Here is a 24893-nt window from a genome sequence, read left to right as displayed (position 1 = left end):
AGTTCTATTTCGTTCCCAGGGCCTATAGCTCAGTCGGTTAGAGCGCATCGCTGATAACGATGAGGTCGCAAGTTCGATTCTTGCTAGGCCCACCAGGAACAACGGGGCATTAGCTCAATTGGTAGAGCATCTGCTTTGCAAGCAGAAGGTCAGGAGTTCGATTCTCCTATGCTCCACAGCGTGGCTGGGAAACTTTCGGGTTTCCCAGCCTTATCTGTTTTCCACCTGTTCTTTCCGGTGCAGTTGTGGTTCAATGCAACAAGTACTTTCCAACCTATTTTCAGGAGCACAATTATGCTGACCTCCCTTTCCTCCGCAATCACCGGCCTGGGCATCAACTGGAGCACCATCTCCTCCATCCTGAGCATCCTGCGTCTGGTGCTGCGCTTCGTGGCATAAGGCCACACCTTTTTACTACCACTACTCGCGGACCCAAATTGCTGGCCGAAAGCACCTTGCTCTGGCCAGCACTGGGGGATTTGTTTCCTCCAAACGAGCTAGGGTAAAGTATGTGGGCACTGGGGCATTAGCTCAATTGGTAGAGCATCTGCTTTGCAAGCAGAAGGTCAGGAGTTCGATTCTCCTATGCTCCACAAATCAACCCAGGCAAAGGCCTTGCAAGATCACTTCCTTGCAAGGTCTTTGTTGTGTTTGAGGGTCCGTCGAGGGGTGGAATGGGGGCTGCGGTGTGACCTGGGAAAATGACGGATTGCAGACTTCAGGCATGACGGATTATCAATTTCGGGAATGACGGATTACGGACTTCAAGAATGACGGATTGTAGATTTCAGCAATGACGGATTGTAGACTTCAGGCATGACGGATTACAGACCTCGAGTGGTGGACGCTGAGTTAGGCCTGTGTATGGCAGCAATGGGGGCTGTATTTATTGATGGCCCCAAGGCGGTCGGCAAAACGCGAACTGCGGTTCAGGTGGCAAGGTCGGTGTTTAGGATGGACGTTGATGAGGCGGCTCGAGCGGCGCTCGAAGTTGCTCCTGAACAGTTATTTTCTTCCCCAACGCCGATCGTCTTTGATGAGTGGCAGGAGGCTCCGCGCCTGTGGAATCTGGTTCGTCGCGCGGTTGATGATCACACAGAAAAAGGTCTCTATCTCCTTACCGGCTCCTCGCGTCCGCGTGACGAGGTGCGGGTTCATTCTGGGGCTGGACGGATCGCCCGACTGCGAATGAGGCCGATGACCTTGTTTGAGACTGGGCACTCTACGGGTGAGGTGAGTCTTCAACGTCTCCTTGAAGGTGGCGATCCAGAAGGCACAAGTTCTGGCTTGACCATCGTCGAATTGCTAGAGCGTTTGGTGGTTGGTGGGTGGCCCGACTTGCTCAATGCCGGAGAAAGGGAGGCGGCATTGTGGCTCAGCGACTATTTGCGAACCGTTGTAGAAGTGGATGTACCAGGGATAGGACCTAGGCGGAACCCGGGCAATATCACGAGACTGCTCTCCTCCCTGGGAAGGTCTGTAGCGGCTCCACTGAATCTATCTTCGTTGGCGCAAGATGTTGGTGGAGCAGACGGGCCAATCGCGCAGGAGACCATGAAGAACTACATGGATGCTCTGGAGCGCCTCATGCTCATTGAGCCCATACCAGCATGGCGGCCACACATGCGTTCTCGGACTCGGTTGCGTGCCTCCGCGGTTCACCACTTTGTTGACCCTTCGCTAGGGACAGCGGCTTTGGGCGTTGGGACCCATCAGCTCTTGCAAGATCTGAACGCTGCGGGTCTCCATTTTGAGTCGTTGGTTATGCGTGACCTGCGGGTCTATGGGCAACCATTGGGTGCTACTTTGGCCTCTTGGCGTGATACCCAAACTGGTCATGAAATTGATGCGGTGCTCGAACTCCCTGATGGTAGATGGGCCGGGATCGAGGTCAAGCTGGGCGAGTCTGCAGCAGATGCCGCTGCGGATTCGCTTCTGCGGATGGCAAGCAAAATCGACCAAGACAGGCACGGTGCGCCGGCAGCGCTCATTGTGGTCACCGGGGGTCGCTTCAGCTACCGGCGCCCCGACGGCGTATGCGTTGTGCCCATCACGGCACTCGGACCCTAAGCGCCGCCAGCTAGCTGTGGGTGAACTTCACCGGCGTGGCGTGCTCAACGGTGCGGGAGACGGTGCAGTCCACTTCCTTGGAGAGTTGGATCAGCCGCGGAATCATGGCTTGGGCTTGGCGGCCTTCCGGGGTGTCGGGGAAGGAGACGTCAAAATGCACCCGAATTTCGCCCAGGCGTGAGGCGCCGGATTCATTGATGCGGTCGCCCTGTGCCCGCACGGTGAAGCGCTCGGGTTCGCTGCGCCGGGAGGTCACCACGTCTACGTCGATCGCCGAGCAACCCATGATTGCCGCCAGCAGCACCTCCACGGGACTCATGAGGCCCTCGCCTTGGCCAAATTCAATGCTTGCCCCGCTGGCATTCGAGGCCCGGTAATGCCGTGAGTGGACGCGGGACATGGAGACGTCGTATTGCTTTTCAACTTCAGTCATGGCCCTATTATGCGCGATTGATGGGATGTTGCTGTGAACCCTCTGTGATCTAGTGGACATGTCACCTTTTGGTGTTAGGGTGGGGCACACTTGAAAGGAGATTTATGCAAAAAAAGACCATCATGATCGTGGCGGCAATCGTGGCCGTAGCACTTCTCGCGTTTGCCGTCCCCAGGTTCTACGCGGCGCGCGAATCCAGTGATGTTGCCGCACCCACCGTCTCCGCGGCGCCTGCCGACGTCACCAATGCGCCCATCACCGGGTCCTGGGCCGTGGCCGAAGGGTCCACCGCGGGCTACCGTCTTGATGAGGTACTTAATGGCGCTGATGTCACAGTGGTGGGGCGCACGGAGGAGGTCAGCGGTTCCGCGCAGGTGGAGGTCCAGGAGCTAGTGGCCGCCGAAATCCAAGTAGATCTCGCGAGCGTGGCTACCGATAGCGAGCGCCGCGACAATTACTTCCGCACCCAGGCGATTGATACCTCTGTCCATCCTTCTGCAACCTTTGTGCTCACGCAGCCCGTGACGCTGGGGGAGAGTTGGCCGCAGCAGGTGAGCTTGACCGGCGACATGCAGATCAACGGCGTGACCCAACAAGTGGTGCTGGACGCCGAGGTCACTCAGGTTTCGGGGCAGCTCCAGGTGGCTGGTACGGTGCCGGTGACGTGGGCTGACTTTGAAGTGCAGGCACCGAACTTGGGCTTTGTGAGCGTAGAGGACCAGGGCAGCGTGGAGTTCTTGGTTGTGTTGGAGCGCACATAACCTAAGAATTTCCGTTCCTTAACACCCTGCTTAACACTACTTAATCGATAAACATGCAGGCCAGCGAGCTTGACCCCCGGGCCTCGCCTGCGCAACGATGCATTGGTGAATACTTCCCAGACATCAATCAAAGCCGCACTGAAGGCCCCCGCCCTGGCCGCCTTGGCCGCGGTGGCCATCGTGCTCAGTGCCTGTTCTGCTACGGGCGGCGCCCCGCGTGCAACGGAGTCTGGGGGTAGCGCTGGCGGCGTCGATACGCCCCGATATGTGGTTGCCATGGTGACCCACGGCGCGCCGGGCGATACCTTCTGGGACCTGGTGCGCAAGGGTGCTGAGGACGCAGCGCGCAAAAACAACATTGAGCTGCGCTATTCCTCGGACCCGGAGGCGCCGAATCAAGCGAATCTGATTCAGTCGGCGATCGACGCCAACGTTGATGGGGTGGCCGTGACGCTCCCCAACGCCCAGGCGCTTGGCCCTGCGGCCCAGCGGGCGGTTGCTGCAGGGATCCCCACCGTGGCGCTCAACGCTGGGATGGATGCCTACCAGGACTATGACATTTCCGCATTCTTTGGCCAAGAAGAGCGCGTGGCGGGAACGCTCGCCGGTGAGCGCCTGGCGGAGCAGGGGGCACAACATGCGCTCTGCGTGATTCACGAGCAGGGCAACTCCTCCCAAGAGGCGCGCTGCGCAGGCCTTCAGGAGGGCATGGGCGGCAACGTGGAACTGTTGTACGTGAACGGCCGCGATTTGCCGAGCGTGCAGTCCACCATCCAGGCAAAGCTGGCGCAGGATCGGTCGATCGACTGGATCATGGGCCTCGTTGCCCCCGTTGCCCTGAGCGCGGTGGATGCCGTTGCGGCAAGTGGGTCCCAGGCGCAAATTGCTACCTTTGACACCAACGCGGAGCTAGTCACCGCGATCACCAACGGTGAGATCCAGTGGGCAGTGGACCAGCAGCCCTACCTGCAGGGATACATGGCTGTGGATGCGCTGTGGCTGGCTAAGCGTAATGGCTCCACGGTGGGCGGCAACCGGCCGGTGTACACGGGGCCGAGCTTCGTGGATTCCAGCAACGTAAACACCATCGCTGACGCGGCAAAGCAGGGCCTGCGATGAGCACGGAAACTCTTCATAACCGACGTTCCACGTGGTTGCGCCGCCCCGAATTGGCCAGCCTGCTCGGAGCGGTGGTGATTTTCACGCTGTTCATGGTGTTCGCCCCGGCGTTTCGCTCGCCCGATGCCTTCTCCACGGTGCTCTACGCCAGCTCCACTTTGGGGATTGTGGCACTTGCGGTGGGCCTACTCATGATCGGTGATGAATTCGACCTCTCCTCAGGCGTCGCCGTGACCACCGCCGCGCTCGCCGCCACGATGCTCAACTACAACTTCCACCTCAACTCCTGGGTGGGCGCGGGAATCTCCCTGTTCATCGCATTGAGTATTGGTGCGTTGAACGGCTTTTTGGTCACCAGAACCGGCATCCCGAGCTTCCTCATCACCCTGGCGGCGTTCCTCATGCTGCAGGGCCTCAATCTTGCGGTGACCAAGCTGGTCACCGGCCAAGTGGCCACGCCCACTATCGCGGACATGGAAGGATTCCCCAGCGCCCAGGTGGTCTTTGCGGGCTCGGTGGAAATGTTCGGCGTGAGCGTGCGCGTGACCGTGTTCTGGTGGATCTTCTTCGTGGCCCTGGCCTCCTACCTGCTGTTCTACACCAAGTTCGGCAACTGGATCTTCGCGGTTGGCGGGGATCAAGCCTCGGCGCGCGCAGTTGGTGTGCCCGTGCGCCGCGTCAAGATTGTGCTGTTCATGTTCGTGGGCTTTGCCGCCTGGTTTGTGGGCATGCACAACCTCTTTGCTTTCGACTCCATCCAGGCCGGCCAGGGCGTAGGCAACGAGTTCCTTTACATCATCGCCGCTGTGATCGGCGGCTGCGCGCTCACCGGCGGCAGGGGCACCGCCGTGGGCACTGCTATCGGCGCGCTGATTTTTGGCATGACCAACCAGGGCATCGTCTACGCGGGCTGGAACCCGGACTGGTTCAAGTTCTTCCTTGGCGCCATGCTTCTGTTTGCCGTATTCACCAACACCTCGTTTAGCAAGTACGCAAAGGCCCGCTCATGAACGCCATTATTTCTTTGGAAAACATCCAAAAGTCCTACGGTGCCTTTGACGCCCTGCACGGTGTGAACCTGGACGTCCGCGCCGGGGAAGTGCTGTGCGTGCTGGGCGATAACGGTGCGGGCAAGTCCACCCTCATCAAGATCCTCGCGGGGCTGCACCAGCCAAGCGGCGGGGTGATGCGCATCGACGGCAACGAGGTCATCCTGGATTCCCCGCGCGCCGCCCTGGACCTAGGCATTGCCACCGTGTATCAAAACCTCGCCGTGGTGGGGCAGATGTCCGTGTGGCGCAACTTCTTCCTGGGCCAGGAACTCACTGGACCGCTCGGCCGGCTGCGTAGCGCCGAAATGCGCGAGATCACCGCCCAGGCGCTCAAAGACATGGGTATCAATCTGCCCAGTGTGGACGTGGAAATCGACGCGCTCTCCGGCGGCCAGCGCCAGGTGGTAGCGATCGCGCGCGCCATGCACTTCGGCGCGCGAGTACTGATTCTCGACGAGCCCACCGCCGCACTGGGCGTCAAGCAGTCCGGCATGGTGCTGAAGATGGTGGCCACCGCAAGGAAGCGAGGCGTTGCCGTGGTGCTCATTACGCACAATCCCCACCACGCCTACCTAGTTGGGGATCACTTCACCGTGCTTGGCCTCGGCAGGCAGATTTTGGATGCGCCGCGTGCGGAAATCGCCCTTGAGGAACTCACGCGGCAAATGGCTGGCGGCGGCCAGTTGGAGGCCTTGAGCCACGAACTGGAACGCTAAAAAAGCAATGTTTCACGTGAAACATTGCTTTTTTCTTACTTCTTGTCTTCGGAATCCAAGTCCTTGAGTTGTTCCTCGAGGGCGTTGAGCAGTTCCTCATCGCGCTCTGGTACACCCTCGGTTGGGGTCTGGGTGGAGTACACCAGCACAGACTCCGCCTCCTGGGCCTCGTCGTCCTCGTACTCCTCCACCACTGGCGGCTCGGTATCCACTTCCTCCTTACGGAAGAAGAAGTAGTACACACCACCTGCTACTGCCGCCAACACTGCGAATACTCCAGTGGCGGTAGCAACTCGTCGGAAAGCGGATGGCTTGGGGGAGACGTGCTGCTCCACGCGCTTTTCTACGTGCTTGCGGGCGTCCTGAGCTGCTTCCGTTGCTTCCTGTCCGATCTCACGGAGTGCCTCGTAGGCCTCCCGGGCCTTGCGGTCGCGGTACTCGGCGTAGCTTGCGTAAGCCTTCTTGCCTACGGTGTACGCCGTGCGAAGAGCGACGGGGTTCATATTGCCTCCTGTACGGTGAAAAAGATCTGTTCCCCAACAGCGTAGCGGGTTTGTCTATGATGGTGGGCATGAAAACTTCGACTGCAATTCTGCACACCAATCACGGCGACATCACCATCGAGCTCTTTGGCAACCACGCCCCAAACACTGTGGAAAACTTTGTGGGCTTGGCCCAGGGCACCAAGGAGTACTCCGAGAAGAACGCTTCCGGTGAAGCTACCGGCCCCTTCTACGACGGCGTGATTTTCCACCGCGTGATTGACGGCTTCATGATCCAGGGCGGCGACCCAACCGGCACCGGCATGGGCGGCCCAGGCTACCGCTTTGCTGACGAGTTCCACCCAGAGCTGCAGTTCGACCGCCCATTCCTGCTGGCCATGGCAAACGCTGGCCCAGGCACCAACGGCTCCCAGTTCTTCATCACCGTTGTGCCAACTCCACACCTGAACAACCGCCACACCATCTTCGGTGAGGTCACCGACCCAGCATCCCAGAAGGTTGTGCTGGAGATCGCCGGAACCGCCACCGACCGCATGGATCGCCCCGTCGAGCCAGTGGTTGTGGAATCCGTAGAGATTCAATAAACCCTTTTCAGACCGCATGGTTGAGCTCCTGAGGAAATACTTCGCCGGCGCCCCGGTGACCTTCCTTCTCAGTGCAGCCATCCTTGCGGTCTATCTTGTTACTGCAGTACAAAGCGGATCTCTTGAGCGCAATTGGGTGGACTCCACCCTGGCGCAAGACTGGATCCTGTTCGCCCCGGAGATGCATGACCCGGTGGCGATGCTTCGCGCCGTGGGCTCAATGTTTATCCACCTTGGCGCAACCCACATGGCGCTCAACCTCTTCATGCTGGGGCTGCTTGGCCCCGAGCTGGAGCGCGCCATCGGCAGCAGGCAGTTCGCCGCTGGATACTTCATCGCGGGGCTGGGGGGCTCCCTGGCGGTGATGCTCATGGACACGCTCGCGCCCACCGCGGGGGCCTCGGGCGCCCTCTACGGCCTCATGGCCTTCCTCGTGGCGCTCGCTGTGCGCCGAAAAATGGACCTCCGCGCCCCACTCGTGTTGGTGGCTGTGAACGTGGTCTTCTCACTCGTCTCCGGCAACGTTTCCCTGTGGGGGCACCTAGGTGGGCTGATCGCCGGCGCGATCGTGGCCTGGCCGCTCGTGGCGTGGAGAAAGGGCACGGCGCCGCTCCTTCTAGGCGTGCTGGTGGTGGAGTGCGTGCTCATTTGGGTTGTGGGCACCAGCATCGGCCCAACTGCGTAGCACGCCCATCCCAGCAGATTTTCCACACCCTCAGGGAAGTTTTCCACAATTTTGTTCATGAGGGGGTTTTCCACAATGTTAGTAACACTGTGGAAAATAACATCGCTGTGGTTCCTCGAACATCGCTCGAATACGCCTCGTGTTCGAATGCAGTAACCTGGGCTTTTAGAGTTTGATTCGAAAAAACACAAAGGTAAACAGTGGTGGAACAACTTTTTCCACAGGCTGTGGAATGTGCTGTGAAGAACCTCGTTTTCCACAGGTGTGAAAAAGCCGCGGCTGGGGAGTTAATCCCACAGCCGCGGCTTTGCGGTGTAAAGAGCCTGTTAGCGCCAGCCCATGGTCATGAGCAGACCCACGATGAACAGGCCGAAGCCAATGGCGTAATTCCAGGCGCCAAGTTGAACCATGAAGTCGATCTGAGGGCCCGCCAGGTAGTTCACCACGAGCCATGCCAGACCGGCCAGGAGCAGGGCAAACATGATGACTTTGTACCACACTGGGGTGCCGCTGGCGTTGATCTTCACTGGGGTGCGGTTCGTGGTGGAACTCTGGGGAACCGCGTTGGTTGTAATCTTTGACTTTGGCATGGTTTCTCTCAATAGTTGTGGTCGCTCGGCGGTGGAGCGGAACTTCTCACCAAGATTACCTTCCTAGGACTGAAAGGTCGAAGTTATACACGCTAATCGGGATGTCGGCGTCCTTGCGCACCAACGCGCCCTGTTCTGGGCTTTGGGTGGCAATGAGGCCTTGGTCCACCAGCGCGGCGGTGGGGATCGGATTGCCTTGGCGCAGTTGGGCGGGGTCGCCGGTCCAGCCGGCGGCGCGGAGGGCACCCACGGCTGCGGCGGGTTCCAGGCGCGTGATGCTCGGCATCCTCATGAGCATGCCGTTGGAAACCTGCACGGTAATGGTGGCGCCCTCGCTGGCTTGGGAGCCTTCGCCGTTGACTGCCACCACGCGACCCTCAGGCTCAATGGAATCCACGTATTGCGCCACCGGGTTGAAGCCCAGCGACGCCAAGTTCTCCTGCGCCTGCTGCCACGTCTGGCCCACGAGCAGCGGCACGCGTTCGGTGGGCAGGCCGGTGGAAACGGTGATCACCACGCGTGAGCCCCTGGAAACTTGGGAACCCGCGCTCGGCTGCTGTTGCGTAATTTGACCCTCGGCTACGGTCTCCGAGGCCTCCTCGCGCACCACCGGGTCCAGTTCAAGACCTGCGTCTGCAAGCGCCTTGGCTGCGTCGGCAGTGTTCAGCCCCGCGAGATCCGGAACCTCCGTGACTTCCCGCCCGCTGGACACCGTGAGCTGCACCGTTGTGCCTTCCCGCACGCTGGAGCCGGGGGTCGGGTTTGTGCCCAGGGCGATGCCGCGCGGCACGCTCGGGCTTGGCTGCTCCACCACGTTGACCTGCAGTGAAAGCTCTTCGAGGGCACGGACTGCGCCTTCCTCAGTTTGGCCGGTGACGTCCGGGATTTCCACCATCTGCCTGTTGATGGAACTGCCGTTGAAATATTCGTAAGCAAACGCGCCGCCCACACCCAAAATGATGAGGCTGAGCACCGCAGCAACCGCCTTCAGCCCACGGTTGGAGCTGCGTTCCGACGCCCGATGGCGCGCGCGCGGCTCGGCGGCTGGGTCCGGCTCGGGATTCGCTGCCGGGGCGTCATGCTGTGCGCCGGCACCGGGTTCAATGTAGTGCCGCGCTGCCTCCGTGACCGCACTGCGCTCCAGACGCTCGAGGTCTTCCTCCATGGCACGGGCGGTTTGGTAGCGATCCGCCGGGTGCTTGGCCATGGCGGTGAGTACCACTGCGTCCAGGTTGATTGCCGCGGTTGGGCTGATGTCTGCGATGAACTCACTCGGGCGCGTGGGCTCCTCTTGGACGTGCTGGTATGCCACGGCGAAGGGGGTATCGCCTTCAAAAGGAGGCCGGCCGGTCAGCGTTTCATACAGGACGCAGCCCAAGGCGTAGACGTCGGAACGCGCATCAGCGAGCTTGCCCCTGGCCTGCTCTGGGGAGAGGTACTGCGCCGTGCCGATCACGGCGGAGGTTTGGGTCATGGCGCTGGTGGCGTCGTCGAGGGCGCGAGCGATGCCGAAATCCATCACCTTGACCGAACCGGTGTTGGTGATCATCACGTTTGCGGGTTTGATGTCGCGGTGGATGATGCCGGCGTCATGGCTGGCTTGGAGTGCCTGGGCCACGGGGATAAGCGTGCGGGCGGCCTCGGCGGGTGCCATGGGGCCGGATTCGCGGACGATGTCCCGCAACGTGCGGCCGTGGACGCGCTCCATCACGATGTATGGCGTGTTCAGGGCGTCAATTTCCTGCTCACCCGTATCAAACACGGCAACGATCGCGGGGTGGTTGAGCTTGCCGGAGTTCTGCGCCTCGCGGCGGAAACGCTCACGGAAGTTGATGTCCCGCGCCAAATCGCGGCGCAGCATCTTCACCGCAACATCGCGGCCGAGCACGGTGTCCGTAGCCGCGTACACCTCAGACATACCGCCTGAGCCGATGATCTCGCCCAGCGCATAGCGGCCGGCGATCAGTTCGGGCGCATCGGTCACTGCGTACCTCCAAGAAGATCTTCAATAAGGTTAGGTACCGACGGCTCCAGGGTCACCGTTGGCAACTCGCTTGGAACATCAGTGGGTGGGAGCGGCACCAGCGGGTCCTGTTGAGGGGTGCGGGTGAGCGTTTCCACCGTTGGGGTGGGCTCCTCCTCCGGGGTAGTTGGCTCAACCGTTGGGGTTTGGAAGACCGTGGTGGCGCTTTGTTGCTCGGTCACGGTCACGGTTTCCGGTGTCGGGGTGCTGGTTTCCGTGCTGTCATTGCCCAGTAGGCCATCGAACAACCCCGTGCTGGCCGCCCACACTGCGGCGGCGGCAACCGCAACGAGCAGCAGCGCCACCGCCACTCCGGTGCCAAAGCCGCCGCCGGACTGCTTCTGCTGCGAACTCCCAGTGGGCGCAGCGGCTGGAATCGCGGTAGGTGCCGGGCGTACACCTGTGGCAGCGGGGCTCAGCGTGGTGGGCTGCGCCACCTGCCCCAACATCTGCGTGGAGGCCGTGGGGGTTGGCTGCGGTGCAACGCGCTGCATGCTCGCCGTGGCGGGCGCTGGCGGGCGCTGGCCCGCGCGCACTGCCGCGACGGCAAGGGTGAACTCGTTGCCGTCTGCAAAACGGTTGCTTGGGTCTTTGCGCAGGGCAATGCCAATCAACTCACGGGCCTGGGCACTGATGGAGGTAGGCAGGGCAGGTGGGGCTTGGTTGATGTGTGCGATGGCCACGGAAACGGAGGAATCGCCGCTGAAAGGCCGCTTGCCAGCCAACATCTCATAGCCCACAACGCCAAGCGAGTAGACGTCCGAAGCAGCGGTCACATCCTGGCCCTGCGCCTGCTCAGGGGAAACGTACTGGGCGGTGCCCACCACCATGCCAGTGCGGGTGAGCGGCACTGCCGCCGCGGCCTTGGCAATGCCAAAGTCTGTGATCTTCACCTTGCCGTTTTCCGTGATCAGCAGATTACCCGGCTTGATGTCGCGGTGCACGAGGCCCATGCGGTGAATGATGGACAAGCCATGGCCAGCCTGTTCCAACACGTCCAGCGCCAGCGCTTCCTCCAGTGAGCCCTTGCGTGCCAGCATGTCCGCCAAGGATTCTCCGCGCACGAACTCCATCACAATGAAGCACAGGGTGCGCCCGGTTTGGTCGGTGGTTTCGCGGTAGTCGTAGGTGCGCACCACGTTTTCAGAGATAATGTTCTCGCTGGCCAGCGCTTCATTGCGGAAGCGAGAGAGGAACTCGTTGTTGTCTGAGAACTCGGGGCGCAGCACCTTGATGGCTACTTCGCGGTCATTGTGAACGTCGTCAGCCAGCCACACGGTAGACATGCCGCCGTTGCCCACCACCCACTGCAGGCGGTAGTCGGAGCCGATTAGGGCTTGCATTTGTTCATGATTCATGAGTCTTCCTTCCCTAACCTCTGCCTAACCCTGCGAACCTACTGCCGCGGCGATCACTGCCCGGCCGATCGGCGCTGCCACGGAACCGCCGGTTGCGGCCTGGCCTGCGGAGCCGCCGTTTTTCACCACTACGGCCACCGCGACGTCGGAAGATGGGCTGAAGGCGATGTACCAGGCGTGCGGATTGGAGTTCCGCGAATCCTCGCCGTGCTCCGCCGTGCCGGTCTTGGAGGCGATGTCCTGCCCCGCGTAGCCGGCGGTATTGCGCTCAGAGGCGCGCATCAGTTCCGTGAGCGTGCCGGCTACCTCGGGGGAAACGGCCTGAGTGAGTTCGCGGGGTTCGGTCTGGCTGATTGTGCTGCCGCTTGGGCTGGTCACGCGGGCCACCAGGTGTGGCTCCATTCGCAGGCCGCCGTTTGCCACGGTGGCGGCAATCACGGCGTTCTGCAGGACGGAGAGGGCAACGTCGCGCTGGCCAATGCTGGATTGGCCAAGGGCTGCGTCATCCGGGATGTCGCCCACGGTGCCGGCCACCATTGGCAGGCCCAAGTTGTAGGTCTCGCCCACACCAAAGGCTGCGGCGGTATCCCGCATCGCGTCCGCTCCGGCACCAATGCCCATTTCCACAAAGGCGGTGTTGCAAGAGAGCTGGAAAGCGGTGGCCAGGGAAACCTGCTGCTGCCCAGCACACACCTGCCCACCGTAGTTCTCCAGGGTGGTGTTGGTACCCGGCAAAGTGATGTTGTTCGCGCCGGTGAGCTGGGAATCAGGGGTGTAGCCCTGGGCCAGGCCAGCCGCCGTGGTGATTACCTTGAAAGTGGAGCCGGGCGGCAGGATCTCCTGCGTAGCGTGGTTCAGCAGCGGGCTGCCGGGATCCGCGTTCAACGCTGCCCAGGTGGCCTCAGACGTGTTCGGGTCCACGATCTCCTGGGCGTTGTAGCTGGGGGAGGAGGCCATGGTGAGGATCTCGCCGGTTGATGGCCGGATTGCCACCACAGCACCCTCGTAGCCAGACTCCGCCATGAAGTCGTGAGCCACCTGCTGCATGCCCGGGTTCAACGTGAGCTCCACGTTGCCCACGGGGGTCGACTCACCGAGGATAGTGGACCACACGCTACGCACCGCCATGGTTTCGTCGGTACCGTTGAGCACCTCGTTGTAGCTTGCCTCCAAGCCCGCAGCGCCGTACACCTGGGAAAGGTAGCCGGTCACGGGGCCGTAGATCTGCGGGTTGTTGAGGTATTGACGCTGGTAGAAGCCATCCTCATCTTGGATGGACTCCGCCAACACCACACCTGCGGTGGAGATTGAGCCACGAGGTTGCTGCGCCATCTCCAGGTAGGCGCGGCGGTTGAGGGGGTTGTCCGCGTACTCCTCGGTGCGAAACGCCTGGATCACCGTGAGGTTGATCAGCAGCACCAAAATGAGCAGCAGGGAGAAGATACTTACCATGCGGATTGAGCGGTTCATGCGCGCACCTCCTGTGCCAGCGGAGCCGCACCCGCACCCGGGCCAGCGCCCACTCCCGTGCCCATGCTGAGCGCTTGGCGGTGAGCGGCGTCGGAAATGCGCAGGATGAGGCCCAACAGGATGTAGTTCGCCATGAGGCTGGAACCACCCTGAGACATGAATGGCGTGGTCAGGCCGGTCATGGGCAGCAGGGCGCTGATGCCGGCGGTGACCACGAACACCTGGATGGCAATGGTCAAGGAGAGACCGGATGCCACGAGCTTGCCGTAGGAATCACGGGTGAGAAGCGCGGTGCGCATGCCACGGGTGACAAAAATGGCAAAGAGCACCAGGACTGCGGAAAGGCCGATGAGACCGAGTTCCTCACCGATCGCAGCCAGAATGAAGTCCGACTCCGCCACCGGCACAAGCTGCGGATGACCAGCGCCGATGCCCGTTCCGGAAATGCCGCCGGTGGACATGCCGAACAGTGCCTGGGAGAGCTGGTAGCCGGTGGTGTCATAGTTGCCCACCGGGTCCTGGAAGTTGCTGAAGCGGGCCTGGATCTTATCGGAAACCTGGTACACCGCGGTACCGCCGAGCGCTACCAGGAAAGCGCCGATCATCAGCCACGAGGCGCGGCCAGTGGCCAGGTAAATCATGCCCAGCACCGTGCTAAACAGCAGCAGGGCAGGGCCGAAGTCATTCTCCCCGGCCATGATCAAAATGGCGAAGCCCCACACGCCGATAATCGGTGCGAGGTCGCGTAGACGCGGAAACTCCAAGCCTAGGAAACGGTAGCCAGCCACGGTAAATAGCGCGCGCTTGGTCACCAGGAGCTGGGCAAAGAACAGCAGCAGGAGGATCTTTGAGAACTCGCCGGGCTGCACAGAAAACGGCCCAATGGAAATCCAAATGCGGGCATCCGCGTTCACCGCACTCGCCGGCCACACCAACGGCAGGGCTAGCAGGACCAGGCCGATCAGCCCGAGCACATAGGAATAGCGGGTGAGCACGCGGTGGTCGCGAATAATCACCAGCACAGCCACCATCAGCGCCACCGCCACCAGCGACCACATCACCTGCCGATTCGCGAGTGCCGTCCCCTCAGCGAGGTCCAGGCGATACACCATCACCAGGCCCAAACCATTGAGCACACTAGCCACCGGCAGCATCACTTGGTCAGCGTGCGGCGCGGTGAAACACAGCGCCAGGTGGGCGATGGTGAACACCACCAAAAACCCACCGATCACCCAAAACATCTCTTGCGTGAGCGCCTGCCCCTGCGCAAGGTTCAGACTCACCAGAGTCACGGCAATAATCAGCGCGGCACACACCAGCAGCCCAAACTCCAGGCGGCGAGTAGCTAGGCGTTGCGTCACCGTCATTTAATCCACCTCCCGGCAGTTCAACCCAGGGCTCGTGAGGTCACCGAGGGCAGTACTGCTTGCTGTGCTTGCTGTGCTTGCTCTGCCTTCCGACGCGGCCACGGAGGCAGCGGAAGAGGAAGCAGGCGCCGCAGCGGCCGTGCTGCTTTGGGCCGCCTGGCGGGTGCTCGTCGGCACCGCACTCGCTGTTGCTGAGGAAGCTGGCTCACGGCCTTGCGCTGTACTCCCACTTCCTTCGCGGGTAACGCACAGCGGCAGGGCCTTGCTGGCCAGGGTTTGCATCTGCTGCAAGGCTTGGTCGTAGTCGCCGCGGGGGAGGGTGGACACTTCCGCGCGAGCCGATTCATCCAGGTCAGTGAGCGTGAAGTGGTGGCACGGCGCCGTGGAATCCACCGGGATCATGGTGAGCTCATCGGTGGGGCTCAGGCAGGCACGCTGGTACGTGGAGTGCAGCTCGCGCCCCAGGAGGTTCATGTTCACGCCCTGCTCGATCACCAGCTCATTGCTCAGCGGGCTGGTGGTCACATAAAAACTGTTCTGCAGACGGCTAAAGCCCCACCAACCAGCGCCGATAAGGGCAATCAGGAGGGTGAGGGCAACAATGAGCACGAGGAATTTTCCCCGTTTGGGACTCGTGTCTAAGGCTTCCGGTTCAGCTTCCCCCTCCGCCTGATTGGGCACCTGGGGCGCAATGGCCTGCGGTTGACGCTTCTGGATGAGCATCGCGGCTCGGCCAGCGGCGGTATCCGGGCGCGGGTCCTCCTCAATGGCACCCAGCAACGCCCCGCCGAGCAGCGGCTCCGGGGGAAGGGTACGTTCGGAGGAACCCTCCACCACGTCCGCAACCACAACGGTGACGTTGTCCGGGCCGCCGGAACGAAGCGCCAGCTCCACGAGGCGCTGCGCGGCCTGTGCTGGGGTGCCCTCCAGCAGGGTGGTCTCTATGGTGGAGGCCGCCACGGGGTCCGAGAGTCCATCGGAGCACAGGAGTACGCGGTCGCCTACCTGCAGAGGGATGATCTCCAGGGTCGGCTCAACGGGGGTGCCGCTGTAGGCCTTGAGGATCATGGAGCGCATGGGGTGCATGAACACGTCTTCGGGGTCCAGCTTGCCCTCATGGACAAGGGACTGGACGTAGGTGTCATCCACCGTGATTTGGCGCAGCTTGCCGTCACGCAACAGGTAGCCGCGGCTATCGCCCACATGGCACATGCCAAACTCAGTGCCGTTGAACATCAAGGCGGTCAGCGTGGTGCCCATGCCTTGGGTTTCGGGAGCCTCAACGATCGCCTCAGCAATCTTGCTGTTTGCCTCATCGGCGCCGGAGCCGAGCAGCGCAAGCATGTCATTATCCTGCGGGTCCTGATCCAGAGAGCGCAGGAAGTTGATCATGATTTGCGAGGCGATCTCGCCGGCGGCGTGTCCACCCATGCCGTCGGCAAGCGCGAGTAGGTGCGGGCCCGCGTAGGCGGAATCCTCGTTGTTGTCCCGCACGAGGCCGCGGTCGGAGGCTACTGCGTAATCAAGTTTGAACATTAAGGAACCAACCTCACCGTGGTACGACCCACCTTCACATCCGTACCAACCGACACCTTTTCAGGCTGGTCAATGCGCATGCCGCTGACAAACGTGCCGTTGCGGGAATCCAAATCCTCCACAAACCACTCGTTGCCGCGCTTGATGAGCTTCGCGTGGCGCGCCGACGCAAAATCATCGCCCACCACAAAATCACAATCCGGAGAACGCCCCACGGTAATCTCCGTGAGCTGACCCAATTCCATCCGTGAGCCCGTCAACGGCCCATCCACAATAGTGATCAGGCGCGGCTTCCCCCCGCGTTTCGACGCGGCCAGGGGCGCCACCACAGCAGGCACCAGCGCGGCGTTCCCGCCCGCAGACGATGAGGCGGTGGCGTTCTTGGTGTCTTTGCGCTGCACATTCAAGGCGAACAGGATGAACAGCCACAGCAGCACCAACAGTGCTACCCGGAGGCCGAAGAGGATCATCGTATCCATGTGGTCTCCTTATTGATCCTGCGTGGGTTGGGTGATGCGGACTTCAATGTTGGAATGGCCGATGGTGATCACGTCACCGTCGGCAAGCAGCCAGTTCTCCACGCGCATGTCATTGACCGTGGTGCCGTTGGTGGAGTGCAGGTCTGTCAGCACTGCGGCCTCGCCGTCCCAAGTGACCTCGGCGTGCTGCCTTGACACCCCGGTGTCCGGCAGGCGAAGGTCGGCCTCGTTGGCGCGGCCAATGATGTTGGAGCCTTCCTGGACCACATAGGTGCGCGAAGAGCCGTCCTGCAGGAGGAGGTTTACTACTGGTTGTGATTCCTGCACGGCGGGTTCTCCTGTGGGTTCTGGGGTGGGCGGTTGGGGTGCTGGTGGTTCTTGAGGTTCTTGAGGTTTGCTTTGGCGCGCGAAGCTGCTCTGCATGGTGGGGGAGGGATCCACTGCGGATTGCGCGCGCAATTGGCCGGTGCGCATGGAGGTGTCTTCCTCAATCACCACTACTACGGGGCCCACGCTGACCCAGCCGTTGTTGCGGTGAAAACGAGTGAGTTGGTCCGCAAAGTCTGTTGCCAACTTGGGATTTTGGGCCTCAAGGTTGCTTGCATCTTTTGGTGATACGCGCACGCGGTACACATTGGGGGCTTCCACGCCACCTTCGTAGGCGTGAACCAGGTTGTCCTCGGTTTCCTGCTTGAGAAGTTCCTCGATTTCCGCAGGCACCACCTTGCCGCCAAAGACACGGGCAAAGCCGTTGTCTAAGCCGCGCTGCATCGCGCTGTCTAGCTTGGCAATCCGATCCATTAAAGACACGCCCGCCTCCTTTGTGTGTACCAGTAGTGTTTCTGGGCATGCCGGGGCATGCCGGGGCATACCTGGGCATGCCGGGGTATATGACGTCCACCAGTATAGATGTCAACTTCAGGTAAGGACTAAGCAGTGTGCTGGGAATTTGTGGTGTCGATTCGCTATGACCTGCGAAAACGTGCAGCTTTTGGGGGGTTGAGTGGGATTTGCAGTAATTGCGCGTTGGTGGTGTTGCTGGTCACAAAAGTCGCAGGTTCGATGCTGTGCGTGTGTAGCTGTTTGGTGTGGTGTTTGCGGTGTGGGTAAGGGCCTCTACCTTGGTATTTGCGCTAGAACGCGGTGTGCGTGCTACAGTAATCAAGTCGATCACACGACCGACCACCTGCCCAGGTGGCGGAATTGGCAGACGCGCTGGCTTCAGGTGCCAGTGTTCGCAAGGACGTGGGGGTTCAAGTCCCCCCCTGGGCACATTGTTCAAATCTCGGGACGCCGTTTTCTACGGAGTCCCGAGATTTTTGTTTGGAGTGGTTTGGGCCTGTGGGTTCGGGCGCGTTGGTCGATAGGGCGCGTAGGTCGATAACTAAAAGTCGATAGGACCCGATTTCCCCCGAAAATCACCCTCCTATCGACCAACGCGGTGAGCTATCGACTTTTAGCTATCTACCAACGCCCGCAAGGACCCCAAAAAAGGGTTCAGGAGCGCAATGCGCACCGCACTCAATAACGCAGTGCCCGCTGAGGAAGGGGAGGAAAGCGGCCAATGGTGCTTGTGGTTCTCCTGTGAATCCAGTAAACTTTTGAGCGTTTTTGAATCGAAGCTCACCCGTTTTCACAGCTCATGAGGCCTGCCACCTTACAGCCCAAGGAAGGACCAAGGACCTCCGTAATGCAGCACAGCCCTACCCAGAGGCTCGCGTGGCCGGACGTTGCAAAAGGCATCAGCATATTAGGCGTTATTTTGTTGCATGCCACGATTTCCGTGCCTGGCGATGAGGAAACTCTGTTCACCCTCATCAATGACTTCCTCTACCCACTGCGCATGCCACTCTTCTTCGTAGTCAGCGGCATCTTTTCGGTGAAGGTACTGCAGATGACCTTCGCGGAGCTCTACTGCCGCAGGCTGTGGTTCTTGATTGTGCCCTATGTGGTGTGGGCGCCAATTGAGATGTTCACCTACCGCTATGAACTCCACTTGGCGTTGGAAACCCGCATGCCGGAGGCGAAGCACTACCTCACCAAGATGTTCTACGCCACCAACATGTACTGGTTCTTGTGGTTGCTGGTGGTATTCACAGTGGTGCTATGGGCTACCAAGTTCATTCCCGAGCGATTCCGGCCAATCGCCCTGCTCGTGGTACTGGCGCTGAGTACCGTTGCGGTGCAGGGTCAGACTTCCTGGCGGATCTTTGAATATCTGCCCTGCTTCCTTTTCGGCGCCTACTTCAGGGTTCTGCTGTTGGAGGTGGGTAAGCGCGCCACCTCTTGGCAAATGCTGAGCCTTGCGGCGCTGGCTGCGTTGGTGGGCTGGACGCTGCGCGGCGTCGTCACGCCTGATGCCCTTCTTACTGCTCGCGACGCGCTGAGCTCGATGTTGCTGATTGTGCCGATGGTGGTGGCGTCGGTGTATCTTGCTGTGCTGCCTGGGATTGGGTGGCTGCTGCAATGGGTGGGGCGCAACACACTGGCGCTGTATATCAGCCATGCGCTGACCATCACGTTCCTGTTTAAAATGCCGTTTGGCCTGGAACTTTTCAAGGGCACGTTGCCGCCTTCGCTCATGGAGCTGCCCACTGAGGCGTGGATTGGATACATAGTGTTGGCGTGCCTGGCCGTAGGATGGGTAACCACTTGGGTGATGAAACTGCCGGTTATCGGTTGGACGTTCCACCCGCCGGCGCTACTGCCACAAAAGCAGCCAACCCAGGCAGCGCTGAAGCGCCAAGCCGTGCGAGCTTCCTAGGAGAACATTGACAACACAGCCCATCCAACCCGCCCAGCCAATTCAACCCACAGCCAAGGCCCTCGCACTCGTGCTCACCTTGGTGGGGCTCTTTGAGGGCGTGCGTGCCACCGTGGCACAGATCCTGGCTTTCCAATACCCGCTTGACATGGTGATTTACCGGGAGGGCGTGCGTGCTTTCCTGGAGGGGCGGGCCATGTACTCCGAGCCGATGCCGGCCGGCGACATCGCGCTGCCGTTCATCTACCCGCCGTTCGGCGCGTTGGTGATGGTGCCGCTTTCTGGGCAGGGCCTTAGCCACGATGCCGCCGGCAACATCATGATCGCGCTGTCCAATCTTTTGTTGTTCCTGTGCTTGTGGCTGATCGTGCGGGCGTTGAGTGCACCCCTCGGCACCCAGGCCTGGTACACGCACTTTTCGCGCCAGTGGGTATGGGCGGCGGCTGCGCTGGCGTGGGGCGTGGTGTGCAATATCGAACCGGTGCGGTTGAATAACTCATTTGCGCAGATCAACATGGTGATCATGGCGCTTGTGGTGCTCGACCTCGTGCCGCGCAAGCGCACGCTGCCCCAGGGCTGGCTGATTGGCGTGGCGGCTGCCATCAAACTTTCGCCGCTGGCGATGCTGCTGTATTTCCTTCTGCGCAAGGATTTCAAGGCGATTGTCACCGCGGGGGTCTCGGCAGTGATTGCCACCGCGATCGCGGCCTTGGTGCGCTGGGACGCCACTTGGGAGTTCTTCAGCGTGAAGCTGCTCAGCATGGGCGGCGGCGGTGAGATTGGTGTGAACACTTCTTATCAGTCGAACAGTTCCATCAAGGCCGTGATTCAGCGCGCGTTTGGCTCGCAGGAGGCACTGGATGCCTCGAGCACGCTGGTCAATGCGTTGTGGCTGGTGCTGGCTTTGGTAACGATCGCCGCGGGTTCCTGGTTGATGCTGCGCCTGATCCGCCAGGATCTGCACATCGAGGCCTGGCTGGTGGGCTCCATGGTGATGCTGCTGATCTCCCCAATTTCGTGGTCGCATCACTGGGTGTGGCTCGCGTTGATTTTGCCGGTGTTCTTGTACCGGGCCTACCAATGGCGCCCCTACACCTCATGGGCAAATGTGCTACTCGGGGTGCTGGTGGTCTGGTTGGTGCTGGTGCTGGCGGTGCCGCCAAAGTGGTGGTTCGGCGATTCCATCGACATCTTTGCCAAAGCCTTTTGGGTGAAATTCTTGGTCAGCGACTTCGTCTGGTTCGCCGCCGCTACCTTCGCCCTGCTCGGGGTGTGCTTGAGCAAGCTGCCAGCGCCCCCAGCGCCCCCAGCACCCCCGGCACCCTCAGCGCTGCCGACGCCCCCAGCGCCGAAGCAATCCAGCGCTTCCTAGGGTGTCACCGTAGGATAGTGAACATGGTTGCTGCTATCCCACGGCTGATCCCTCACAGGGCGCGGGGCTGACATGACGCGCAAGGTGCTGGCGCAGTTCCAAGCGCGCCTGAACGGCCCCATTTTTTGGCTGGCATTCGTGGCCATGGGGGCGGTGGCGATCAGCACCATTCCCACGTTCGCTGGTGCGCCCCTGGGGCCGAAGTTCGTTGTGGTGGCCTTTATGGCCTTGGGCATCGCATTGATGTTCATGAACGTGCGCCTCACGTTGTACCCGGAGCATCTGGAAATCAGGATGCTCGGCAACCTCATCCAAGAAGACGTGCCGTATCGGCGCATTAAATCCGTAGGCATTGGCCCGATCACGGGCATCCGCTTTGGTGCGGGTCTTCGCGTCCTGCCTAAGGGTGGGATCGGCTACCTGGTGGGAGGCCCTAGCATTGAACTGCACACTGCTGCGGGTAAGCTGCTCGTCTCTGTTCCGGATGCCCAGGAGGCGAAGCTGGCTATCCTGCGCGCCAGGCGTTCAGCTACTGGGGCGCATTAGGCGTAGAAGTTGCGCAGCAGGGCAAGGTAGCCCTGGACTGTGAGCTCAAAGTCTTCTAGGTAAAGGTGTTCGTCGTGTGCGTGGAGCTGGGAGAACACCTCGCCTAGGGTGCGGCTGGGAGCGTGGATTGCAAAGCCGTAGCCCACCCCGCCAGCGCGCCGGGCAAAGCGCAGGTCAGATCCTCCGGAGGAGAGGATAGGCACGGCGGTGGAGTTCGGGAATGCGTCGCGGAGGGTGGCCTCTATGGCGCGGTACAGACGGTGATCGGTGGGGGAGACGCTGGCTGGCTCCGAGATCAGGTGCTCGATTTCCACTTCGCCCGCGAGCTCGCCGAGCGCGGCGGTGATGAGGGCATCCACGTCTTCGTCGCTTTGCCCAGGCAGGGTTCGGATGTCACATTCCAGGTAGGCGTGGCTGGGCAGCACATTGATGGCTTTGCCCGCGCGCAGCACGGTTTGGGCGATCGTGAGGTGGGAAACGGCATGTCCGTAGCCCGCGAGCTCACCGAGGTGCTCGTAGCCCTCCCCGCGCAGCAGGGCAGCCTCAGTATCAGGGTCAAAGCGGAACGCGCCGACGAAGCCGCCCCAGATCGGGTCCTGGGTCACTTCCGGTGCGGCGTGGGCTAACCGACGCGCAACCTCCCCGATTTTCACCACCGCGGAGTCCTTGCCATAGGGAGCTGAGCCGTGGCCGGCACTGCCGTGGACGTGCAGGCGGCGTTGAGCCGCGCCCTTTTCCCCCACGGTGATGGTCACGCTGTCATGGCCGTCTTGGCCGTGGATGTGCGCACCACCGGTTTCGGAGACGCAGTTTTCCCAAGAGAATGCGTCCGGTGCGTGGTCGCGCAGCCACTTGGCTCCCAGGCCGCCGCGTGCCTCCTCATCAGCAAGCGCCACGAACGTCACCTCGCCGTGCCGCGGTGCGGGGGCTGGGGGGTTGGCGGCGTCGGAAATGCGAGCGAGCTGCCTGAGAGCTGTGGCCATGGCGGCGGTGATGAAGAGCATGTCTATGGTGCCGCGGCCGTAGATTTTGCCGTCTTCGATGTGGGCGTCGAAGGCGGGGCGGGTCCATTTGGCGGGGTCAATGGGGACTACGTCCGTGTGGCCGAGGAAGGTCAGCGGTGCTTCCGGTGCGTTGGCGGGGAGGGTAAACGCAATGCTCACGCGGCCCGGGTGCGGTTCAAAGCGCGTGGCTCGGATGAGGCCAGCTTGAATTTCTGCGTGGAAGAAACGCTCCAGAGTATTTGCGTTGCGGACCTCTTGGCCGGAGTTCGCGGTGAGGTCATTCACACAGGCGTTGCGCACGAGTTCTTTGAGCAGGCCCAGGGCGTCTGCGTGGAGGTCTTTGCTGGCGTGCATGGGGTTAAGTGTAGCCCCGGTTTCCCTTAACAGTGTTCAAGATGTGGTTAGAATGCTGTATTGACCACTTGAACACTGTTTAGATTTGTGCTGCTCTCGCTGCGAGGGCTGGTGCGAACGGATGGAGAACCATGACGGACATTCTTGAACTCGCCCGCGAAAAAGTCCTGGGCCGTGGCATTGGCTTGGACAAGGATGAAGTGCTGGCGGTGCTCCAGCTCGAGGAGGAGCGGATTCCCGAACTGCTGGAGCTTGCCCATGAGGTGCGCGTGAAGTGGTGCGGTGAGGAGATTGAGGTAGAGGGCATCATTTCCCTGAAAACCGGCGGCTGCCCAGAGGACTGCCACTTCTGCTCCCAATCCGGGCTGTTTGAATCTCCGGTTCGCTCCGCATGGCTGGACATCGCGGGCCTCGTGGAAGCGGCGAAGCAGACGCAGAAATCCGGCGCTACGGAGTTTTGCATCGTTGCGGCTGTGAAGGGCCCAGACGAGCGCCTCATGAGCCAGCTTGAGGAAGCCGTGGCGGCTATTAAGGCTGAGGTAGATATCGAGGTGGCGGCGTCGGTAGGCATCCTGACCCAGGAGCAAGTGGACCGCCTTAAGGCTGCCGGTGTGCACCGTTACAACCACAACCTGGAAACCGCACGATCCTACTTCCCGAACGTGGTGACCACCCACACCTGGGAGTCGCGGCGTGAGACGCTGCGCATGATTGGCGAGGCCGGCATGGAAGTTTGCTCCGGCGGCATCCTCGGCATGGGGGAGAGCCTGGAGCAACGCGCAGAGTTTGCCACAGACCTTGCCGAGCTCAACCCCACCGAGGTGCCCATGAACTTCCTTGACCCGCGCCCCGGCACACCTTTTGCCGACCGCGAAGTGATGGAAACCAAAGATGCGCTGCGGGCCATCGGCGCGTTCCGCCTGGCACTGCCCAAGACCATCCTGCGCTTCGCCGGCGGGCGCGAGCTGACCCTAGGCGACCTCGGCACCGAACAAGGCCTGCTCGGCGGCATTAACGCTGTGATCGTGGGCAACTACCTGACCACCTTGGGTCGGCCAATGGAACAAGACCTGGACATGCTGGGCAAACTGCGCCTGCCCATCAAAGCACTGAACACGAGCGTGTGATGGCTACTGAATCCCGTGTAGTGGCTGGGGCGCGCCGTGGGGTGGCTGGCGAGCGCCGTGCAGTGGGCGCTGAATCCCAAGAGCTCCTCGCCGCGATCCTGGCTGGTGAGGCACCTATATTCCACCCCAACACCGGGCAAGAAATCGCGGCCGGGGAAGAAATTCATCTCTCGCCATCCGCGCGCGCCGGGCTGGAGGCACCCCGTTATTGCCAGCTCTGTGGCCGGCGGATGGTTGTGCAAGTGCGCCCCGACGGCTGGGAGGCAACCTGCTCCCGGCACGGGGTGGTGGATTCCGTGTACCTGGGGCGGCGGTAGTCGTTAGTGGTAGATGTTAGGGGCGGTTGGCGTTAGGGGCGGTTGAGTTCGCCTTTTCTGAATTTCCTCGAGATAGTGAGGCCCAGCAACGCCGTAAGGCCACCCGCGATCAAGAGAAACGACCAGCCACCCCAATGGAATGCTGTCACCGCGAGGATGAGCACAATGGCCAGGGCGATGATTCCCAATTTTGCTGCTAGTGAGCCAAAGGCTTGGTTCACTGAGTAGACCAAGGCTAGGAGGCTCAGAAGCAGGAATAGTCCAAACAGGATGCTATCGGAGCCGGCTATCAGCCCTTCGGCATCGCGCAGCCGACTGGACGAAGCCCCCAAGGCACCCCAAAACAGCCATGGAGCTGCGACAATAATGAACTGTGAACCTGGACTACGCATGGCTCATTCTCCTGATCGGGTGGCCTGGATTTTGAGGGGTTAGTGGGACCGAATTTTACCCATTGGTTAAAATTCTGTCTCGAGATAGTGCTTTTGGCGGGGAGGGGTTGGTGGGCTTGAATGCGTTAGTCGATAGCTCAAAGTTGAAGCGGCCTGGGTTGGTCGGAGACTAGGTTTTACCCTAGGAGGACGATCAGCATGGCACGACCCAGTCAGTACGACGCAGCCACGCAGGAGCGCGCGGTGCGCATGTACTTCGAGCGCCTCGAGG

General features: G+C 61.2%; 24 protein-coding genes and 4 tRNA genes. 16 read left to right on the top strand and 12 right to left on the bottom strand.

What is annotated here, in order from left to right; translation table 11 throughout:
* Positions 1 to 18 precede the first annotated feature (18 nt).
* The 4 genes from NQ050_RS07050 to NQ050_RS07035 all read left to right on the top strand — a co-directional run bounded on the left by NQ050_RS07050 (position 19) and on the right by NQ050_RS07035 (position 2070).
* Positions 19 to 95 (top strand) — tRNA-Ile (locus tag NQ050_RS07050).
* An 8-nt stretch (positions 96 to 103) separates the two neighbouring features.
* Positions 104 to 176 (top strand) — tRNA-Ala (locus NQ050_RS07045).
* Positions 177 to 520: 344 nt separating this feature from the next.
* Positions 521 to 593: transfer RNA gene (locus tag NQ050_RS07040), tRNA-Ala, on the top strand.
* Between the two features lie 223 nt (positions 594 to 816).
* A complete protein-coding gene (locus NQ050_RS07035) occupies positions 817 to 2070 on the top strand; it encodes an ATP-binding protein (protein WP_306428541.1) in 1254 nt (417 codons plus the stop codon).
* Between the two features lie 10 nt (positions 2071 to 2080).
* Here the strand turns inward: NQ050_RS07035 and NQ050_RS07030 are convergent, their stop codons facing one another.
* Positions 2081 to 2503: an OsmC family protein gene (locus NQ050_RS07030; protein WP_257038600.1), complete on the bottom strand. Its 423-nt coding sequence runs from the start codon at positions 2501 to 2503 to the stop codon at positions 2081 to 2083.
* Between the two features lie 104 nt (positions 2504 to 2607).
* Between NQ050_RS07030 and NQ050_RS07025 the strand changes: the two genes are divergently transcribed.
* From NQ050_RS07025 to NQ050_RS07010, 4 genes are all read left to right on the top strand, one after another.
* On the top strand, positions 2608 to 3264 hold the full coding sequence (locus NQ050_RS07025; RefSeq protein WP_257038599.1) for a YceI family protein: 657 nt from the start codon (positions 2608 to 2610) through the stop codon (positions 3262 to 3264).
* 138 nt (positions 3265 to 3402) lie between these two features.
* Positions 3403 to 4383 (top strand): substrate-binding domain-containing protein, encoded by a 981-nt coding sequence (locus NQ050_RS07020; RefSeq protein ID WP_306428545.1) that lies wholly within the window; start codon positions 3403 to 3405, stop codon positions 4381 to 4383.
* Positions 4380 to 5393 carry an ABC transporter permease gene (locus NQ050_RS07015; RefSeq protein WP_257038598.1) on the top strand — a complete coding sequence of 338 codons (1014 nt, stop codon included), beginning with the start codon at positions 4380 to 4382 and terminating at the stop codon, positions 5391 to 5393. Before NQ050_RS07020 ends, NQ050_RS07015 begins: the two co-directional genes overlap by 4 nt.
* Positions 5390 to 6151, top strand: coding sequence for an ATP-binding cassette domain-containing protein (locus tag NQ050_RS07010; RefSeq protein ID WP_257038597.1), 762 nt, complete (start codon positions 5390 to 5392; stop codon positions 6149 to 6151). The genes NQ050_RS07015 and NQ050_RS07010 overlap by 4 nt, the downstream gene beginning before the upstream one ends.
* A 35-nt stretch (positions 6152 to 6186) precedes the next feature.
* Here the strand turns inward: NQ050_RS07010 and NQ050_RS07005 are convergent, their stop codons facing one another.
* Positions 6187 to 6654: a hypothetical protein gene (locus NQ050_RS07005; RefSeq protein ID WP_257038596.1), complete on the bottom strand. Its 468-nt coding sequence runs from the start codon at positions 6652 to 6654 to the stop codon at positions 6187 to 6189.
* Between the two features lie 56 nt (positions 6655 to 6710).
* Here NQ050_RS07005 and NQ050_RS07000 point away from each other — a divergent pair, with 56 nt between their 5' ends.
* Positions 6711 to 7238 carry a peptidylprolyl isomerase gene (locus NQ050_RS07000; RefSeq protein ID WP_257038659.1) on the top strand — a complete coding sequence of 176 codons (528 nt, stop codon included), beginning with the start codon at positions 6711 to 6713 and terminating at the stop codon, positions 7236 to 7238.
* 16 nt (positions 7239 to 7254) lie between these two features.
* A complete protein-coding gene (locus NQ050_RS06995) occupies positions 7255 to 7923 on the top strand; it encodes a rhomboid family intramembrane serine protease (protein ID WP_257038595.1) in 669 nt (222 codons plus the stop codon).
* A 326-nt stretch (positions 7924 to 8249) separates the two neighbouring features.
* Here NQ050_RS06995 and crgA read toward each other — a convergent pair whose 3' ends face one another.
* From crgA to NQ050_RS06955, 8 genes are read right to left on the bottom strand one after another with little or no spacing between them, the layout of a single operon-like run.
* On the bottom strand, positions 8250 to 8513 hold the full coding sequence (gene crgA, locus NQ050_RS06990; RefSeq protein WP_257038594.1) for a cell division protein CrgA: 264 nt from the start codon (positions 8511 to 8513) through the stop codon (positions 8250 to 8252).
* 55 nt (positions 8514 to 8568) lie between these two features.
* Positions 8569 to 10497 (bottom strand): Stk1 family PASTA domain-containing Ser/Thr kinase, encoded by a 1929-nt coding sequence (gene pknB, locus NQ050_RS06985; protein WP_257038592.1) that lies wholly within the window; start codon positions 10495 to 10497, stop codon positions 8569 to 8571.
* Positions 10494 to 11894 (bottom strand): serine/threonine-protein kinase, encoded by a 1401-nt coding sequence (locus NQ050_RS06980; protein WP_257038591.1) that lies wholly within the window; start codon positions 11892 to 11894, stop codon positions 10494 to 10496. The genes pknB and NQ050_RS06980 overlap by 4 nt, the downstream gene beginning before the upstream one ends.
* Positions 11895 to 11918: 24 nt before the next feature.
* The gene (locus NQ050_RS06975) at positions 11919 to 13364 is read right to left on the bottom strand and encodes a penicillin-binding transpeptidase domain-containing protein (RefSeq protein ID WP_257038590.1); all 1446 of its coding nucleotides are present in this window, start codon (positions 13362 to 13364) and stop codon (positions 11919 to 11921) included.
* Positions 13361 to 14731 (bottom strand): FtsW/RodA/SpoVE family cell cycle protein, encoded by a 1371-nt coding sequence (locus NQ050_RS06970; RefSeq protein ID WP_257038589.1) that lies wholly within the window; start codon positions 14729 to 14731, stop codon positions 13361 to 13363. The genes NQ050_RS06975 and NQ050_RS06970 overlap by 4 nt, the downstream gene beginning before the upstream one ends.
* Entirely contained in the window at positions 14732 to 16267 is a 1536-nt protein-coding gene (locus NQ050_RS06965) for a protein phosphatase 2C domain-containing protein (protein ID WP_257038587.1), read from the bottom strand. It lies immediately after the preceding gene.
* Positions 16267 to 16746: an FHA domain-containing protein gene (locus tag NQ050_RS06960; RefSeq protein WP_257038586.1), complete on the bottom strand. Its 480-nt coding sequence runs from the start codon at positions 16744 to 16746 to the stop codon at positions 16267 to 16269. Before NQ050_RS06960 ends, NQ050_RS06965 begins: the two co-directional genes overlap by 1 nt.
* 9 nt (positions 16747 to 16755) lie before the next feature.
* Positions 16756 to 17556, bottom strand: a complete 801-nt coding sequence (locus NQ050_RS06955) for a DUF3662 and FHA domain-containing protein (protein WP_257038585.1) — start codon at positions 17554 to 17556, stop codon at positions 16756 to 16758.
* A gap of 378 nt (positions 17557 to 17934) precedes the next feature.
* On the opposite strand from NQ050_RS06955, the gene NQ050_RS06950 reads away from it, so the two are divergent.
* From NQ050_RS06950 to NQ050_RS06935, 4 genes are all read left to right on the top strand, one after another.
* Positions 17935 to 18018 (top strand) — tRNA-Leu (locus NQ050_RS06950).
* A 418-nt stretch (positions 18019 to 18436) separates the two neighbouring features.
* Positions 18437 to 19510, top strand: coding sequence for an acyltransferase family protein (locus NQ050_RS06945; protein ID WP_257038583.1), 1074 nt, complete (start codon positions 18437 to 18439; stop codon positions 19508 to 19510).
* 7 nt (positions 19511 to 19517) lie between these two features.
* Entirely contained in the window at positions 19518 to 20882 is a 1365-nt protein-coding gene (locus NQ050_RS06940; protein ID WP_257038582.1) for a glycosyltransferase family 87 protein, read from the top strand.
* A gap of 72 nt (positions 20883 to 20954) precedes the next feature.
* A complete protein-coding gene (locus NQ050_RS06935; RefSeq protein WP_257038581.1) occupies positions 20955 to 21428 on the top strand; it encodes a hypothetical protein in 474 nt (157 codons plus the stop codon).
* On the opposite strand, the gene NQ050_RS06930 is transcribed toward NQ050_RS06935, so the two are convergent.
* Positions 21425 to 22786 carry a M20/M25/M40 family metallo-hydrolase gene (locus tag NQ050_RS06930; protein ID WP_257038580.1) on the bottom strand — a complete coding sequence of 454 codons (1362 nt, stop codon included), beginning with the start codon at positions 22784 to 22786 and terminating at the stop codon, positions 21425 to 21427. The two genes, NQ050_RS06935 and NQ050_RS06930, sit on opposite strands and share 4 nt — an antisense overlap.
* 131 nt (positions 22787 to 22917) lie before the next feature.
* Here NQ050_RS06930 and bioB point away from each other — a divergent pair, with 131 nt between their 5' ends.
* On the top strand, positions 22918 to 23913 hold the full coding sequence (gene bioB, locus NQ050_RS06925; protein WP_257038579.1) for a biotin synthase BioB: 996 nt from the start codon (positions 22918 to 22920) through the stop codon (positions 23911 to 23913).
* Between the two features lie 62 nt (positions 23914 to 23975).
* A complete protein-coding gene (locus tag NQ050_RS06920) occupies positions 23976 to 24230 on the top strand; it encodes a hypothetical protein (protein WP_257038658.1) in 255 nt (84 codons plus the stop codon).
* A 32-nt stretch (positions 24231 to 24262) separates the two neighbouring features.
* On the opposite strand, the gene NQ050_RS06915 is transcribed toward NQ050_RS06920, so the two are convergent.
* Positions 24263 to 24622, bottom strand: a complete 360-nt coding sequence (locus NQ050_RS06915; protein ID WP_257038578.1) for a hypothetical protein — start codon at positions 24620 to 24622, stop codon at positions 24263 to 24265.
* Positions 24623 to 24893 lie beyond the last annotated feature (271 nt).

This window comes from Corynebacterium sp. 122RC1, from assembly GCF_024580955.1.
Lineage (GTDB): Bacteria > Actinomycetota > Actinomycetes > Mycobacteriales > Mycobacteriaceae > Corynebacterium > Corynebacterium kozikiae.
This window is presented reverse-complemented; position numbering and strand designations above follow the sequence as displayed.

Excerpts from the sequence above, each read along its gene's own strand:
- NQ050_RS07035 (WP_306428541.1), top strand. The coding sequence starts at position 817 with ATGACGGATTACAGACCTCGAGTGGTGGACGCTGAGTTAGGCCTGTGT.
- NQ050_RS07030 (WP_257038600.1), bottom strand. The coding sequence starts at position 2,503 with ATGACTGAAGTTGAAAAGCAATACGACGTCTCCATGTCCCGCGTCCAC.
- NQ050_RS07025 (WP_257038599.1), top strand. The coding sequence starts at position 2,608 with ATGCAAAAAAAGACCATCATGATCGTGGCGGCAATCGTGGCCGTAGCA.
- NQ050_RS07015 (WP_257038598.1), top strand. The coding sequence starts at position 4,380 with ATGAGCACGGAAACTCTTCATAACCGACGTTCCACGTGGTTGCGCCGC.
- NQ050_RS07010 (WP_257038597.1), top strand. The coding sequence starts at position 5,390 with ATGAACGCCATTATTTCTTTGGAAAACATCCAAAAGTCCTACGGTGCC.
- NQ050_RS07005 (WP_257038596.1), bottom strand. The coding sequence starts at position 6,654 with ATGAACCCCGTCGCTCTTCGCACGGCGTACACCGTAGGCAAGAAGGCT.
- NQ050_RS07000 (WP_257038659.1), top strand. The coding sequence starts at position 6,711 with ATGATGGTGGGCATGAAAACTTCGACTGCAATTCTGCACACCAATCAC.
- NQ050_RS06995 (WP_257038595.1), top strand. The coding sequence starts at position 7,255 with ATGGTTGAGCTCCTGAGGAAATACTTCGCCGGCGCCCCGGTGACCTTC.
- crgA (WP_257038594.1), bottom strand. The coding sequence starts at position 8,513 with ATGCCAAAGTCAAAGATTACAACCAACGCGGTTCCCCAGAGTTCCACC.
- NQ050_RS06980 (WP_257038591.1), bottom strand. The coding sequence starts at position 11,894 with ATGAATCATGAACAAATGCAAGCCCTAATCGGCTCCGACTACCGCCTG.
- NQ050_RS06975 (WP_257038590.1), bottom strand. The coding sequence starts at position 13,364 with ATGAACCGCTCAATCCGCATGGTAAGTATCTTCTCCCTGCTGCTCATT.
- NQ050_RS06970 (WP_257038589.1), bottom strand. The coding sequence starts at position 14,731 with ATGACGGTGACGCAACGCCTAGCTACTCGCCGCCTGGAGTTTGGGCTG.
- NQ050_RS06965 (WP_257038587.1), bottom strand. The coding sequence starts at position 16,267 with ATGTTCAAACTTGATTACGCAGTAGCCTCCGACCGCGGCCTCGTGCGG.
- NQ050_RS06960 (WP_257038586.1), bottom strand. The coding sequence starts at position 16,746 with ATGGATACGATGATCCTCTTCGGCCTCCGGGTAGCACTGTTGGTGCTG.
- NQ050_RS06945 (WP_257038583.1), top strand. The coding sequence starts at position 18,437 with ATGCAGCACAGCCCTACCCAGAGGCTCGCGTGGCCGGACGTTGCAAAA.
- NQ050_RS06935 (WP_257038581.1), top strand. The coding sequence starts at position 20,955 with ATGACGCGCAAGGTGCTGGCGCAGTTCCAAGCGCGCCTGAACGGCCCC.
- NQ050_RS06930 (WP_257038580.1), bottom strand. The coding sequence starts at position 22,786 with ATGCACGCCAGCAAAGACCTCCACGCAGACGCCCTGGGCCTGCTCAAA.
- bioB (WP_257038579.1), top strand. The coding sequence starts at position 22,918 with ATGACGGACATTCTTGAACTCGCCCGCGAAAAAGTCCTGGGCCGTGGC.
- NQ050_RS06915 (WP_257038578.1), bottom strand. The coding sequence starts at position 24,622 with ATGCGTAGTCCAGGTTCACAGTTCATTATTGTCGCAGCTCCATGGCTG.